Annotated in this window: 11 protein-coding genes and 1 tRNA gene; 2 read left to right on the top strand and 10 right to left on the bottom strand. The window is 60.6% G+C overall.

Annotation, left to right across the window (positions count from 1 at the left end):
- The first annotated feature begins 10 nt into the window (after positions 1 to 10).
- On the top strand, positions 11 to 1,975 hold the full coding sequence (locus DQ405_RS15970) for a methyl-accepting chemotaxis protein (protein ID WP_168425133.1): 1,965 nt from the start codon (positions 11 to 13) through the stop codon (positions 1,973 to 1,975).
- Positions 1,976 to 2,027: 52 nt separating this feature from the next.
- Here DQ405_RS15970 and DQ405_RS15965 read toward each other — a convergent pair whose 3' ends face one another.
- The 10 genes from DQ405_RS15965 to rnr all read right to left on the bottom strand — a co-directional run bounded on the left by DQ405_RS15965 (position 2,028) and on the right by rnr (position 15,004).
- Complete coding sequence (locus DQ405_RS15965) at positions 2,028 to 4,316, bottom strand: YgiQ family radical SAM protein (protein WP_168425132.1); 2,289 nt, start codon at positions 4,314 to 4,316, stop codon at positions 2,028 to 2,030.
- 110 nt (positions 4,317 to 4,426) lie between these two features.
- Positions 4,427 to 5,506, bottom strand: coding sequence for an alanine racemase (gene alr / locus DQ405_RS15960; protein WP_168425131.1), 1,080 nt, complete (start codon positions 5,504 to 5,506; stop codon positions 4,427 to 4,429).
- A 111-nt stretch (positions 5,507 to 5,617) separates the two neighbouring features.
- Entirely contained in the window at positions 5,618 to 7,012 is a 1,395-nt protein-coding gene (gene dnaB / locus DQ405_RS15955; RefSeq protein ID WP_168425130.1) for a replicative DNA helicase, read from the bottom strand.
- A gap of 110 nt (positions 7,013 to 7,122) precedes the next feature.
- Positions 7,123 to 7,569, bottom strand: a complete 447-nt coding sequence (gene rplI / locus DQ405_RS15950; protein ID WP_168425129.1) for a 50S ribosomal protein L9 — start codon at positions 7,567 to 7,569, stop codon at positions 7,123 to 7,125.
- A gap of 20 nt (positions 7,570 to 7,589) precedes the next feature.
- Positions 7,590 to 8,483 carry a hypothetical protein gene (locus tag DQ405_RS15945; RefSeq protein ID WP_168425128.1) on the bottom strand — a complete coding sequence of 298 codons (894 nt, stop codon included), beginning with the start codon at positions 8,481 to 8,483 and terminating at the stop codon, positions 7,590 to 7,592.
- Positions 8,484 to 8,517: 34 nt separating this feature from the next.
- Positions 8,518 to 8,748 carry a 30S ribosomal protein S18 gene (gene rpsR / locus DQ405_RS15940; RefSeq protein ID WP_019340128.1) on the bottom strand — a complete coding sequence of 77 codons (231 nt, stop codon included), beginning with the start codon at positions 8,746 to 8,748 and terminating at the stop codon, positions 8,518 to 8,520.
- A 28-nt stretch (positions 8,749 to 8,776) separates the two neighbouring features.
- Positions 8,777 to 9,199 (bottom strand): 30S ribosomal protein S6, encoded by a 423-nt coding sequence (rpsF, locus tag DQ405_RS15935; protein WP_168425127.1) that lies wholly within the window; start codon positions 9,197 to 9,199, stop codon positions 8,777 to 8,779.
- Between the two features lie 180 nt (positions 9,200 to 9,379).
- Positions 9,380 to 11,548 carry a PAS domain-containing protein gene (locus tag DQ405_RS15930; protein WP_168425126.1) on the bottom strand — a complete coding sequence of 723 codons (2,169 nt, stop codon included), beginning with the start codon at positions 11,546 to 11,548 and terminating at the stop codon, positions 9,380 to 9,382.
- A 187-nt stretch (positions 11,549 to 11,735) separates the two neighbouring features.
- Complete coding sequence (gene rlmB, locus DQ405_RS15925; protein ID WP_168425125.1) at positions 11,736 to 12,488, bottom strand: 23S rRNA (guanosine(2251)-2'-O)-methyltransferase RlmB; 753 nt, start codon at positions 12,486 to 12,488, stop codon at positions 11,736 to 11,738.
- Positions 12,485 to 15,004: a ribonuclease R gene (rnr, locus tag DQ405_RS15920; RefSeq protein WP_168425124.1), complete on the bottom strand. Its 2,520-nt coding sequence runs from the start codon at positions 15,002 to 15,004 to the stop codon at positions 12,485 to 12,487. The genes rlmB and rnr overlap by 4 nt, the downstream gene beginning before the upstream one ends.
- A gap of 204 nt (positions 15,005 to 15,208) precedes the next feature.
- Here rnr and DQ405_RS15915 point away from each other — a divergent pair.
- Positions 15,209 to 15,295, top strand: a tRNA-Leu gene (locus tag DQ405_RS15915).
- Positions 15,296 to 15,307 lie beyond the last annotated feature (12 nt).

The following is a 15,307-nucleotide window of genomic DNA, read 5'->3' as shown; positions in this document are numbered from 1 at the left end:
GGAGGCCAGGATGCGCCTGAAGTCGCTCACCACACTCAACACTTTCCTGCTTATTGCGATCTGCCTCGCGCTGGGCCTCACTCTCTGGTGGTCGGAGCGCGAGCTGCAGCGTCCCTATCAATTGATGGATCGCTACCTTGGCCTTTCTCAGCGGTTCGAGCATCAGGTCGCGGGAAACGTCCGCGACTACCTGGCTGGCGGTAATGCGCTACGCCACAGCGCGGCCATGCAGGCACTGGATGGTCTCGCGACAGATCTAACAGCTTTGCCTAGCCAATTTGCCGATCGGCTACGACCAAGCCTGGAGCAGCTCAATCAGTTCACCGACACCGAGCTTCTAGCAGCCGGCAAGCTCGCAGGGGATCCTCAAGGCCTGTTGCTACAGGCCGAGCGGGAGATGGCCGGTACGCTATCACGGCTGCACCAGTATGCGGTGCAAACCACCCAGGTGGCGGCGAGCAGGTACCAGACGCCTCTGTTCGAGGCCGGCCGTCAACTGCTACGCCTTAGCCACGCGCGCGGCAAACTGGTCAGCAGCGGACAAGACGAACTGGCGGCTGACGTTGAGCAAGCCCTGCAGGCGCTGAGCAAGGAAGCCGCCCGGCTGGACGCACTGCCCTTGCTTGACATCACCAGCGAACAACGTACGGGCGCCAGTGCTTTCGCTGCATTACTGGACCTCGGCGATCAGCAGCAAGAGCAGGTCAGCGAAGACCAGGGCGTCGCACCCAAGCGTGAGCTGCTCAGCCTGATCAAGCGCTACCCCGCGGAACTTCAGCGAACCCGTGAGCTGATCCGCCAGCGCAGCGAACTGATGGCCAGCAGCGAGCAGAAGATCGCGGCGTTGCAGCGAGCGCTCGAGGAGCTGGAGCCGGTAATCCGGGCGGAGCATGGGCGTATACAGTCGGAGGTACGTCTCATCCAGGGCACCATCATCGCGCTGATCTTGCTGATAGCACTGGCGATCGATCGCCTGCAGCGCCAGTTGACCTGCGCATTGGGGCAGCTCGCACCGGCCCTCTCCGCCTGGGCCAAGGGAGATTTCGCCGAGGCCGCGCAGCTTAAGTCGAAAACTCCCGAGATGCTCGAAATCGAGGCCTCACTGAATCAGCTACGCAGCTACCTGCTGATGCTGGTCGGCACGCTGCGCCAGCATGCACAAGAGGTCGATCACAGCAGTCGCAGCCTGGCGCAAATGAGCAGCGACCTGCACCAAGGGGCCAGCCGCCAGACCGGTGACACGGCCCAGATTCGCGATTCGCTGGGCGAGTTGGAAGCGACCATTCAGGACGTGGCGAACGGGGCCAGCCAGACCGCAGAAGCCAGTCGCGCAGCAGGCCAGGCCGTCGGTCACGGCCAGCAGGTCATCGGCCAGAGCCTCACCGGTCTGCACGGCCTAGTAAACGAGGTGCAACACAACGCCCAAGCCATCGAGCGCCTGGCCGACGAAACCAACGTCATCGGCAAGGTGCTGATTGTCATCCGTTCGATAGCCGAGCAGACCAATCTGCTGGCATTGAATGCGGCGATCGAGGCCGCCAGAGCCGGCGAACAGGGCCGTGGCTTTGCAGTGGTGGCCGACGAAGTGCGCACGCTGGCGCAACGCACCAGCGGTGCCACCGAGGAGATACAGCAACTGATCGGCAATCTGCAAAAGGCTGTCCACCGATCTGTCGAAGCGATGCGGGCTCAGGTGAATCACGCCGAATCCACCGCCGAGCTCGCCGAAACGGCCGACCTGGCGCTGAAGCAGATCGTCGCCACCATCGGCACCATCGAACATATGGCGGGGCAGATCGCATCAGCGACGGCCCAACAGAGCGACACCGTGAGCGAGATCCGCGGGCACAGCGAGCGCATCCATCAGCTGGGCGACAGCAACCTGGCACACATCAGCCGCGGCCGCGAGCAAAGTGAGCAGATGCTGCGCCTGGCGAACGAGCTGAACCAGGCGACGCTTGCGTTCAAATGCTAGCTAGCTAAACGGTCCTGAATCGGCGCCAGCGACGCTCGCGCCGGAGGCTCGATCAGCGCGGCGCGACGGGGCGCTGCGACGGCTTGCGGTTCTTGCCGGACGGCTTACCAGCGCCACCTGCAGCAGCCTTGCGCCGGGCCTCGGCGTCCGCCTTGGCCTGCTCGCGCTTGTCCCAGGCATTGCCGTCGTGGCTACGCGGGGGCAAGCCGTTGTGCTGGGTAAGAATCTTGCCTCCCTGCCCCGCCTTCTTGCTGCCGACCGGGGTGGAGTTCTTGCGCCGCGCACTCTGATAGCCATCGATGGTCGGTTGATGAGCCGGAATCAGCTGATGCTTACCGCTACCGATCAGGTCGGCCCGCCCCATGCGCTGCAAGGCCTCGCGTAGCATTGGCCAACCCTTGGGATCGTGATAGCGCAGGAACGCCTTGTGCAACCGACGCTGCTCTTCGCTCTTGACGATGGCGACACCCTCGCTCTTGTACGTCACCTTGCGCAGCGGGTTCTTGCCGCTGTGGTACATGGCCGTGGCGCTGGCCATCGGCGAAGGATAAAAGGCCTGCACCTGGTCGGCACGGAAGCCGTTGGCCTTGAGCCACAAGGCGAGGTTCATCATGTCCTCGTCGGTGGTGCCGGGATGCGCGGCGATGAAGTACGGGATCAGGTACTGCTCCTTGCCCGCCTCCTTCGAGCACTTCTCGAACATCCGCTTGAACTTGTCATAGCTGCCAATCCCGGGCTTCATCATCTTGTCCAGCGGACCGCGCTCGGTGTGCTCCGGAGCGATCTTCAGGTAACCGCCAACATGATGAGTGACGAGCTCTTTTACGTACTCAGGCGACTCGACAGCCAGGTCATAACGCAGGCCGGATGCAATCAGGATTTTCTTCACGCCCGGTAGCGCACGCGCCTTGCGGTACAGCTCGATCAGCGAACTGTGGTCGGTGTTGAGGTTCTCGCAAATGCCCGGATACACACACGACGGCTTGCGGCAATGCGTCTCGATTTCCGGGCTCTTGCAGGCGATGCGGTACATGTTGGCGGTCGGCCCGCCGAGGTCAGACACCACGCCGGTAAAGCCCGGCAGCTTTTTCATCTCCTCGATCTCATGCAGGATCGACTCGTGGGAGCGGTTCTGGATGATCCGGCCTTCGTGCTCGGTGATCGAACAGAAGGTGCAGCCACCAAAGCAGCCGCGCATGATGTTGACCGAGAAGCGGATCATCTCGTAAGCGGGAATCTTCTCACCGCCATAGGACGGATGCGGAACGCGCGCGTAAGGCGAAGCGAACACATAATCCATCTCTTCGGTGGTCAGCGGGATCGGCGGCGGGTTCAACCAGATGTCGTGATCGCCGTGGCGCTGCACCAATGCACGAGCGTTGCCCGGATTGGTTTCCAGATGCAAGACGCGGTTGGCGTGGGCATACAGCGCCGAATCGTTGCGCACTTTCTCGAATGACGGCAGACGGATCACCGTCCTGTCACGCTCGATCTTCGGATTCGGCAACAGCTGAACAACCTTGGGTTCGTTCGGGTCTTCGACGGGCCCCTTCTCCTGCTCGATGGCGCAGGCTTGCAGATCCTGGGTGTTGACGTAGGGGTTGATGATTTTGTCGACCTTACCGGGCCGATCGATCCGGCTCGAGTCGATCTCGAACCAATCCTGCGGCGCATCCTTGCGGATGAAGGCGGTGCCACGCACATCAGTGATCTGATCGACTGCCTCGCCCCGCGCCAGACGCTGTGCCACCTCAACGATAGCGCGCTCGGCGTTGCCGTAAAGCAGAATGTCCGCAGTCGCATCCATCAGGATCGAGCGACGTACCTTGTCCGACCAGTAATCGTAATGGGCGATACGACGCAGCGACGCTTCAATGCCGCCGAGCACCACCGGCACGTGCTTGTAGGCCTCCTTACAACGCTGGCTGTAGACCAGGCTGGCGCGATCAGGACGCTTGCCAGCCAGGCCGCCGGCCGTGTAGGCATCATCGGAGCGAATCTTCCGATCGGCCGTGTAGCGGTTGATCATCGAATCCATGTTGCCGGCAGCAATGCCGAAAAACAGATTTGGCTCGCCGAGCTTCATGAAATCGTCTTTGCTCTGCCAGTTCGGCTGACTGATGATGCCGACGCGGAAACCCTGGGCTTCCAGCAGGCGGCCGATGATCGCCATGCCGAACGACGGGTGGTCCACATAGGCATCGCCGGTGACGATGATGATGTCGCACGAATCCCAGCCGAGCTGATCCATCTCCTCCCTGCTCATCGGCAGGAACGGTGCCGGACCGAAACATTCGGCCCAGTACTTTGGATAGTCGAACAGGGGTTTGGCGGCGTGCATGGCTAGAAACCGGGGCAACGAAAACGGGCGCGGAATATAGCACAAAAAATGATCAGGAAGACCGACTGTGTCGGCCGGCCTTTACCCAAACGCCGCAAGCGAAACACCACTCAGCCGTTGATATAGCGCCGCGGCACTCGTTGCGTAACCTTGGTCAGCAATTCATAGCCGATGGTGCCGCAGGCTCGGGCGAGCTCGTCGATCGACGCCTGCGCGCCCCATAGCTCGACCTCATCGCCGAGTGCCGCCTCTGGCAGATCGGTGATATCCGCCGCGAGCATATCCATCGAGACCCGCCCGACCAGCGGCATCCGCTGGCCTCGAATGATCACACTGGTGCCAGGCGGCGCCGTACGGGGATATCCATCAGCGTAGCCACAACTGACCGTGGCGATACGTGACGGGCGCTGCGCCACCCAGCCGGCACCGTAACCGACGCTTTCGCCTGCCATCACATCGCGGACCGCGATGATCGCAGCGGTCAGGGTCATTACTGGTTTTAATCCGAGCGTTTCCGCACTCAGCTCAGCGAAAGGTGAAGCGCCGTAAAGCATGATGCCGGGGCGCAGCCAGTCCATATGCGCGGCCGGCAGCGTCAACACGGCAGCCGAGTTGGCGAACGAGCGGTGATCGAAGCCCAGATCCAGCAGGCCGCTGAAGCGTTCGAGCTGCGCTTCATTGAGCGGATGACCGCGCTCGTCTGCACAGGCGAAATGGCTCATCAGGTTGATTTCGGCGACCTGTGGCGCGCCCTTCAGCCGCGAGTGCCACTGGCGCAGCGCCTCGGCGGCGAACCCCAGGCGATGCATGCCGGAGTCGAGCTTCAGCCAAACATTGAGCGGCTGGGTGATTGAGGCGTCCAGCAATGCAATCGCCTGCGCCTCGCCCTGCACCGCAATATCCAGCCTTAGCGCTGCCGCCCTGACGTACTCCTCGGGCTCGAAGCAACCTTCAAGCAACAACAGCCGCGCGTCGCGATCGACCGCCCTGACCTGCTCGGCTTCTTCCAGAGACGCGACTGCAAAACCGTCGGCAACGTCAGCCAGGCACGTCACGGCGGCCGGTGCACCGTGCCCATAGGCGTTGGCCTTGACCACCGCGAAGGCCTTGCGGCCCGGTGCGCACTGTTTGGCAAGCTGGTAATTGTGACGAAGCGCGGCCAGATCGACCGTGGCAACCAGGGGGCGCATGAGAAATCCTTTGGAGGGAGAACAGACGGCGCCCATTGTCCGGCGCCTTCCGCCAGGGCCGCAAGCGTCTGGCAACACATCCGCTCGCGCCGCCATCTCTCGGATCGACGATTATTCGTCGTCGAACTGGTAACTGCCAGGCGCCAGATTCTCGAAACGCGAATACTTGCCGAGGAATGCCAGTCGCGTGGTGCCGATCGGACCGTTCCGCTGCTTGCCGATAATGATCTCGGCGACGCCCTTGTATTCGGTCTCCGGGTGATAAACCTCGTCCCGGTAGACGAACATGATGATGTCGGCATCCTGCTCGATGGCTCCGGATTCGCGGAGGTCAGAGTTGACCGGGCGCTTGTTGGGCCGCTGCTCCAGGGAGCGGTTCAACTGCGACAGGGCAATCACCGGACAGTTGAATTCCTTGGCCAGGCCTTTCAACGAACGGGAGATCTCGGAAATCTCGTTGGTGCGGTTATCGCCGCTTGAGCCGGGAATCTGCATCAGCTGCAGGTAGTCGACCATGATCATGCCGATTTCACCATGCTCGCGCGCCAGACGCCTTGTCCGGGCGCGCATTTCCGAGGGTGATATGCCGGCGGTATCGTCGATGAAGAGTTTGCGATCGTTGAGCAGGTTGACCGCCGAGGTCAGCCGGGGCCAGTCATCATCGCTGAGCTTGCCGGTTCGCACCTTGGTCTGGTCGATGCGTCCAAGGGAAGCCAGCATACGAATCACAATGGAGTCGGCAGGCATTTCCAGCGAGAACACTAGAATCGCTTTGTCAGAGCGCAGCACGGCGTTTTCCACCAGGTTCATCGCAAAGGTCGTCTTACCCATCGATGGACGACCGGCCACGATGATCAGGTCCGCCGCCTGCAGACCACTGGTGGCCTCATCCAGATCGGTAAAACCGGTCGAGATCCCGGTGATCGCCTCGCCGGCATTGAATAGCGAATCGATCCTGTCGATTGCCTTGACCAGGATGTCGTTGATGCCCATCGGCCCACCCGTCTTGGGACGGGCTTCGGCGATCTGGAAGATAAGCCGTTCGGCTTCGTCGAGAATCTCTTCACCCGTGCGACCCTGTGGTGCATAAGCGCTGTCCGCAATCTCATTGCTGATACCGATCAGCTGACGCAGTGTCGCGCGCTCGCGGATGATCTGCGCATAAGCCTTGATGTTCGCGACGGATGGAGTGTTTTTTGCCAACTCACCGAGATAAGCAAGCCCACCGACCTGTGGCAGATGGCCTTCCTTGTCCAGCTGTTCGGACAGGGTCACCACGTCGAACGGCGAGTTGCGCTCGGCCAGGGTGAAAATAGCGCGGAAGATCAGCCGATGATCATGGCGGTAGAAATCACCATCGGAGACCTGATCAAGCACTCGTTCCCAAGCGTTGTTGTCCAGCATCAGCCCGCCAAGTACCGCCTGTTCGGCTTCGATGGAATGTGGCGGCACCTTGAGTGCGGCGGTTTCCAGATCGTACTGTTGAGGGACGCTGATGTCGTTCATGGCACTCAAAATTCTTTAACGTTCAGAAAGACAAAGGGCACGTTCCACTTACGCGGAAACGTGCCCGATGTTACGCGTCAGGCACCAGGGGTGCCAGACGCAGGCTGGTCTCAGCCAGCAACCACGATCAGCTTCACGGTCGCTTCGACGTCGGTGTGCAGATGCACAGCTACGTCGTACTCACCAACCTGACGGATGGTGCCGTTCGGCAGACGGATTTCGCTCTTGGCCACTTCAACGCCGGAGGCGGTCAGGGCGTCGGCGATGTCGTGCGTACCGATGGAACCGAACAGCTTGCCCTCATCGCCCGCGGTCGCGGTAATGGTGACTTCCAGTTCAGCCAGCTGAGCAGCGCGAGTTTCGGCAGATGCCTTACGCTCGGCAGCCGCTTTTTCCAGTTCAGCACGGCGAGCTTCGAACTCGGCGATGTTGGCCGGGGTTGCAGCAGTAGCCTTGCGCTGCGGCAGCAGATAGTTGCGGCCGTAACCAGACTTGACGTTTACCTTGTCGCCCAGGTTGCCCAGGTTTGCGACTTTTTCCAGCAGGATGACTTCCATTTGAGTCTTACCTCTTTAACTTAACCTTCACCGTTCGCAGGTCCCGCATCGTCATCACGAGATGCCCGACCGCGAAAATCAAACAAGCTGTCGACAATGGCCAATACGGCCAGTAACGGATAAATCAACTGCATGAACAGCACCAGCGTGACGTAAAGCCCCACCAGCCAGAACCGCGACATCCGGTTCTGCGCCACCAGTCCGTGCACCAGTGCAATACCGGCGAACACCAGCGGGACACTACACAGCGGAGCCAGCATTGCTACCTGTACCCCGAGGCTCGGCGTTAGCAACATGCCCGCGAGGAGCACCATTGCCGGCACGGGCGTAAAACGCAGCGCCCGAAACTCGAGACCGAAGCCACCCGGGTTGTACAGCAACGCCTGCCAGTATCGTCCGAGCATCAGACTGAGCAGGGTGGTGATTTGCAACAGCGCCGCCAACAAGCCGGTCAGAACCGGTGTCAGCAGTGCTCCCAACCGCACCTGCTCTTCCACCGAAAGCTGCTGATAGGCGTCCGACAGCATGTCGGGCAACACTTTCTGCAATTCGGTGGCGAGCGCCGCAATTGGCTCGCCAAATACCACTCCAAGCGCCCAGGCATACAACAACCCGAGCCCCACACTGCACAGCATCACAAGGCGCCAGGAGTTCTGATTGCGCAACAACAGCGCCAATCCGAACGATCCCAGCAGTACCAGCAGAGTCCGCGGATCGCCGAAGTACCACCAGGCCAATGCGGGCAATACAGCCCACACCAACACACCCAGTGCGTCGTTCAGCCCGCGACGCAGCAACACCAGGCTCCCTGCTGCAGCACACAGCCAGAACAACATCGGCAGCGCCGCAGAGCCAGCCACTACAACAATTGCCTGCATACGGCCGCGCATGATGAAGTCAGCCAGGGCGCGCATGCGATTTATCCTTTACGTCTGTCGAACAGTTCGATCAACGGCCGTGGCTGTCGGTGTAGGGCAGCAGGGCCAGGAAACGGGCGCGCTTGATAGCGGTAGCCAGCTGGCGCTGATAGCGTGCTTTGGTTCCGGTGATACGGCTAGGGACGATCTTGCCGGTTTCGGAAATGTAGGCCTTCAGCGTGTTGAGATCCTTGTAGTCGATCTCTTTCACGTTTTCTGCAGTGAAACGGCAGAACTTACGACGACGGAAAAAACGTGCCATGAAATAGGCTCCTCAATAGGTCCGTGGATTACTCGTCAGCGTTGTTGTCGCGGCTGTCGCTGTCATTGTCGTTTTCATTGACATTGTCAGATTCAGGGCGATCACGACGCTCACGGCGCTCGCTACGGTTTTCCTCGGCCTTCAGCATCTCGGACTGTTCAGTCTCGGCTTCATCGCGACGAATGACCAGGTTACGGATGACGGCGTCGTTGTAGCGGAAGTTGTCTTCCAGCTCAGCCAGTGCCTTGCCGCTGCACTCGACGTTCAGCATCACGTAGTGAGCCTTGTGCACGTTGTTGATGGCGTAAGCCAACTGACGGCGGCCCCAGTCTTCCAGACGATGAATCTTGCCACCGTCCTCTTCGATCAGCTTGGTGTAACGCTCCACCATGCCGCCAACCTGCTCGCTCTGGTCGGGGTGGACCAGAAAGATGATTTCGTAATGACGCATTGTTGCTCCTTACGGGTTGCAGCCTGCCGCACAACACGGATCAGGCAAGGAGTGAATGAGTATGTTTGTCTTGCCTGCCAGAGAGGCGCGCAAACGCCTGCCATCCGGGCAAGGGGCGCAATTCTAGAGAAGCCCGGTCAAGCGCGCAAGGCGCCTTGGTGATTATTTAACCAGCCGAACTCAGCTTCGCTGGGCGAGCGCGCGCTCGGCTCGGATACTTTCGAGCAGTGATCGGACCTGATGGATATCGTAGGGCTTGAGCATGGTTCGCAGATCGTCCAGACCTTCGTCACGTGCATTGATGGCATAACCGGATGCGATCACGATGCTCAGTGCGGAATCGCGCAACTTCGCCCGGCGCACCAGCTCGATGCCGCTCATACCAGCCAGCCCCACATCGGTCAGCAGCACATCGAAGCGGCGCTGCCCCAACTGCTCCAGCGCGGCCTCCGCCGACTCGCATGCATTGACTTCATGACCCAGCTCTTCCATCACCTCGCCAGTGAGCATACGCAGCGTAGGATCATCCTCGACAAAGAGGATGCTCAAGCCAACGGTCTGCTCCGGCAAGGCCTCGCCCGGCGATGTCGCCGGCGCCGAATCCGGATCACGGCTGGCGATCGCCTCATGAACGTCCTGCTGCCGCTCGGAGACGTACCGCGGCAGATATACACTCACGGACGTACCGCGTCCCTCTTCGCTTTCCAGCACAACGAATCCGCCACTCTGCTTGACGAAGCCATAGACCATGCTCAAGCCGAGACCTGAGGCATTGGTGTCCTGACGGGTGGTAAAGAACGGCTCGAATGCGCGCACTTTCACCTCGGGGGGCATTCCCACACCTTCGTCGATAACGCTCAGCTCGACGTACGGCCCTGCGGCGACATCCACCTGATCCACAAGCTGCGTGGCGTCCAGCGAGCGGTTACGCAAGCGTATGCACAACGCACCACCACCCACCATTGCGTCACGTGCATTGACCGCAAGATTGAGGATTGCGGCCTGTAAGTTGCCTACATCGGCGAAGACCGGCCACAGGTTCGGCTGAACGTCGACCTCCACCTGCACCGCCCGGCCCAGGGCGCCGCCCAGCAGCTCGCTCATCTGCCCGAGCAACTCCCCCAAATCGACCGATTGGGGCTGAAGAGGCTGGCGACTGGCAAACGCAAGCAGCTGCGACGCCAGGCGCGCACCTTTTTCCACGCCACCCACCGCGGACTCCAGACGCCGCTGCGCCGTCTCGTCAGCGCCCAGATTCCTGCGTAACAGCTGTAGGTTGCCGCCAATAATCTGCAGCATGTTGTTGAAATCGTGAGCGATGCCACCAGTCAGCTTGCCCACCGCTTCGAGTTTCTGCGATTGCATCAGCGCCGCCTCTGCCACGCGGCGTTCGGATTCGCTATGCAAGAGCTCACGCGTCCGATCACGAACCAGCTCCTCTAGATGCTCGCGGTGCTCGCGCAGCTCCTGCTGGTTGCGATGCTGCTCGGTCACATCATTGCCCTGCACGAAAATGCCCGATACTTGGCCGTCGCGCTCGACGATTGGCTGAAACACGAAATCGAGATAGACCTCCTCGGGACCTGCGCCGGGACGACGCTCAAACAGCGCTCGCATACCTTTGCCAACGTAGGGTTCCCCAGTGCGATAGGCCTGATCCAACAGCTCGATGAACCCCTGGTGCGCTAGCTCGGGCAGACCGTCGCTCATACGCTTACCGATCAGCTGGCGATAACCAGTTAGCCGCTGATGGGCCTCGTTGACCAACTCGTAGACGTGCTCCGGGCCACGCAGAAAGCAGACGAAACCCGGCGCCTGCGAAAAAAGCTGGCGCAGCTGATTGCCTTCTTCCTGCATCGATCTCGCGCGCGCCATGATCGCAGCCTGAATTTGCTGCAAAGGCTGGCCCCGGGACTCTGCCGAGCGCTGGGAGTCCTTGAGCGACTGCAGTTCGGTAATGTCCATGGTGTGCTGCAGGATAGCGCTCACTTCGCCGCGCCCATCCAGCACGGGTGTATGTGTCGCGCTCCAGTAACGATCCTGATAGGACGCGCCGCTATCGGAGCTCACCGCAATCGAGTACCGGATGACCGGTAGCGTATCGACGGCCTTGCTGCGAAGTACGCGGGCAAAGGAATCCAGCAGCTCATCGACATGGGTCGTTTCAGGCGCTTTCGGATCAGCCGCGAACGCCTCATGTATCCGCCGCCCAACGATCTCGTCGAGCGTACGCGCCGTAAGCTTCAGATATGCGTCATTGGCATCCAGTATGGTCAGCTCACGGTCAAGCAGCAGATAGGCGTTCGGAGAAATCCTGAACAGTGCCTCGAAAGGCGGGCGTTGCGGCATACAACCTCCATGACGCGTGCCTGTCGCGATCTACATCGAGAGTGACCACCGGACGCGCAAACCAACAGCCGAACGACGCCGACCGTAAATCAGGAATGGGCAGTTGACCGCGACTGAGGCGATCCGTTTCGAGGTGCGGCGATAACGCTGGGGCGATGGCACGTGCAACACCGCCACCGCCTGCCGATTAGCCCGACCTGCCAGCACGGCGCTGGCGTAGCGCCTCGAATAGACAGACGCCGGTGGCAACCGACACATTGAGACTACTGACACTCCCGGCCATTGGTAGTCTCACCAGGAAATCGCAATGCTCGCGTGTCAAACGCCGCATGCCCTTACCTTCCGCCCCCATCACCAGAACGATAGGACCACTGAGGTCCTGGTCGTAGATTTCCTGCTCAGCCTCCCCAGCGGTACCGACGATCCATAGGCCACGCTGCTGCAGCTTCTCCAGCGTCCGCGCAAGATTGGTCACAGCCACCAGCGGAATGACTTCCGCCGCACCACAGGCCACCTTGCGCACTGTGGCGTTCAAGGTTGCGGACTTGTCCTTGGGGATGATCACTGCCAGCGCCCCAGCCGCATCGGCGGTACGCAGGCAGGCGCCCAAGTTATGAGGATCCGTGACGCCGTCGAGCACGAGCAACAACGGCGCCCCTTCGGTCCGATCCAGCAGCTCTTCAAGCATCGCATCACCCCAGACCTGACTGGGGCTGACATCGGCCACAACGCCTTGATGGACGCCTTCGACCCAAGCATCCATTTCACGGCGTTCGCATTGGCCGACACGCACCTTCGATTGCGCAGCCAACTGGATCAGCGCCTGCACGCGTGGATCGTCGCGCCCTTCGGCCAGCCAGACCTGCTTGACCCGCTTCGGATGATGGCGAAGCAAGGCCTCTACGGCGTGTAGGCCGTATATTTTCTCCAGATCACTCATGACTTGGCCTTGCGCTTGCGTGGTGCGCTGCCGTCCGGCTTGCCGGATGGCTTGGCCTTCGAGGAGCTGCGCTTGGGTTTGCCTTTTGCCGCCTTGTCCCCCTTGGCTTCGCCAAGCAGAGCCTTTTTCATCTCGCGGCTTTTGCGCACTTCCGGACTGACGGACTCTCGCGCACTGGAGGATGGTGCATTCACCTTCTTGCTGCGCCCATCCTTACGCGCCCCCCGACCATCCGCCGAGCCGCGCTCAGCGATTCCAGTCTTAGTGCCGCCACTGATCAGCTCGAAGTCGATCTTGCGTTCGTCGAGATCGACACGCATGACCCGCACCTCAACGCTGTCGCCGAGACGGAAGCTGCGCCCACTGCGCTCGCCCGAAAGGCGATGATGCAGTGGATCGAAATGATAGTAGTCGCCGGGCATGGCGGTCACATGAACCAGGCCCTCGACATAGACATCGGTCAGCTCGACGAACAGGCCGAACCCGGTGACCGCCGTGATGACGCCCGGAAAGCTCTCGCCAACCCGATCCTTCATGAACTCGCACTTGAGCCAGTTCACCACGTCACGGGTCGCTTCGTCGGCACGCCGTTCGGTCATCGAGCACTGCTCACCCAACTGTTCCAGCGCCGCCTCGTCATACGGATAGATGCGCGCCTTGGGCATGCTGGTCGCACCCTCACGACGCACATGCGACGTGTCGCGGCGCGAGCGGATGACGCTGCGGATCGCACGATGGATCAGCAGATCCGGATAACGGCGGATCGGTGAGGTGAAGTGTGCGTAGGCCTCGTAATTCAGACCGAAGTGACCGTTGTTGTCGGGACTGTAGACCGCCTGGCTAAGCGAACGGAGCATCACCGTCTGGATTACGTGGAAATCGGGACGCCCCTGGATACGCTCAAGCAACGCCTGATAATCCTTCGGCGTCGGCCCCTCCTTTCCCTTGTGGAGCGTCAACCCCAGCTCACCGAGAAACGCTCGCAGCTTCTCCTGGCGCTCAAGCGGCGGGCCATCATGAACGCGATACAGACCCGGCATATCATGATCTTGAAGGAAGCGTGCGGTGGCCACGTTGGCGCACAGCATGCATTCCTCGATCAGCTTGTGAGCGTCGTTGCGCTCGGTGGGCTTGATCGCCGCGATTTTGCGCCCGGCACCGAAGACGATGCGCGTCTCCTGGGTTTCAAAATCGATCGCACCCCGACTGTGTCGCGCCTTGAGCAGCATTTTGTATAGCGCATACAGCTGCTTGAGGTGCGGCAGTACCTCGCCATACTCACCGATCAAACGCTTGCCTTCGGTCGAAGACGGTTGTTCGAGCATGCTACTGACCTTGTTATAAGTCAGCCGAGCATGGGAGTGAATGACGGCTTCGTAGAACTGGTAGTCCGTCATCTTCCCCGACTTGTTCAGGGTGATTTCACACACCATGGCCAGACGATCGACGTGCGGGTTCAACGAGCAGAGGCCATTCGACAGCTCCTCTGGCAGCATTGGCACGACGCGCTCGGGGAAGTACACCGAGGTGCCACGCAGCTCGGCTTCCTGATCCAGCGCCGAACCGACTTTCACGTAATGCGAGACGTCGGCAATCGCGACGTACAGGCGGAAACCACCGGAGAAAAGCTTCCAGCCGCTGAGCTTTTCGCAATAGACCGCATCGTCGAAGTCCCGCGCATCTTCGCCGTCAATGGTGACGAAAGGCAGATGACGAAGATCGACACGCTTCTGCTTGTCCTTCTCGTCCACTTCCGGCTTAAGCTTGGCCGCCTCACGCTTAACCGCGTCAGGCCAGACATGAGGGATGTCGAAGCTGCGCAGAGCGACGTCGATTTCCATACCCGGCGCCATGTAGTTGCCAATCACCTCGACCACATCGCCCTGAGGCTGGAAGCGCTGAGTCGGCCAGTGGGTGATCTTGATTTCGACGAACTGTCCCGGCTTGGCACCCATGGAGCGACCTGGCGTCACCAGAACTTCCTGCTGAATCTTGGGATTGTCGGCCATGACGAAACCGATTCCGCTTTCTTCCTGATAGCGGCCAACGATTGTTTCATGGGCGCGACTGATCACTTCGACAATGGCGCCTTCGCGGCGACCGCGGCGATCGAGCCCGGCCACGCGGGCCAGGCAGCGGTCACCATCGAATACCAGGCGCATCTGCGCGGGGCTCAGGAACAGGTCGTCGCTGCGATCATCGGGAATCAGAAAGCCAAATCCGTCGCGGTGGCCGCTGACACGACCGCAAACCAGATCCAGCTTGTCCACCGGGGCATAGGTGCCGCGCCGGGTATAGATCAGCTGACCGTCACGCTCCATCGCGCGCAGACGGCGGCGCAGAGCTTCGATATCGTCTTCGGAGGATAATCCGAACTCTTCCACCAGCTGCTCACGCGCCGCTGGCGAGCCACGCTCGCTCAGGTGCTGGATAATCAGCTCGCGGCTGGGAATGGGGTTTTCGTACTTCTCCGCTTCACGTGCGGCCTCGGGGTCGAGGGATTGCCAATCGGCCATTAAGAGATGTCACCTTTCATTCATTTATAGAGGCAGAACGCCCTATATCTATTGAAGCGCGAAACGCGTGCCGGCGGCAGCTTTCGAGCGAATTATTTTTCCTTTGCCGGGCTTTACAAGGCGCAACCCCGCCCGTATAGTTCGCGCCCACAATGTCTGGTAGACGTTGTAACACGGAAACGACGAAGTATCATCGTTTGCAGTGCCCAGGTGGCGGAATTGGTAGACGCACTAGGTTCAGGTCCTAGCGGTGGCAACACCGTGGAAGTTCGAGTCTTCTCCTGGGCACCATTTACTTGATGA

This window comes from Pseudomonas sp. SST3 (genome assembly GCF_003325755.1).
The sequence above is the reverse complement of the archived record's forward strand: the minus strand, read 5'-3'. Positions and strand labels throughout refer to the sequence as shown.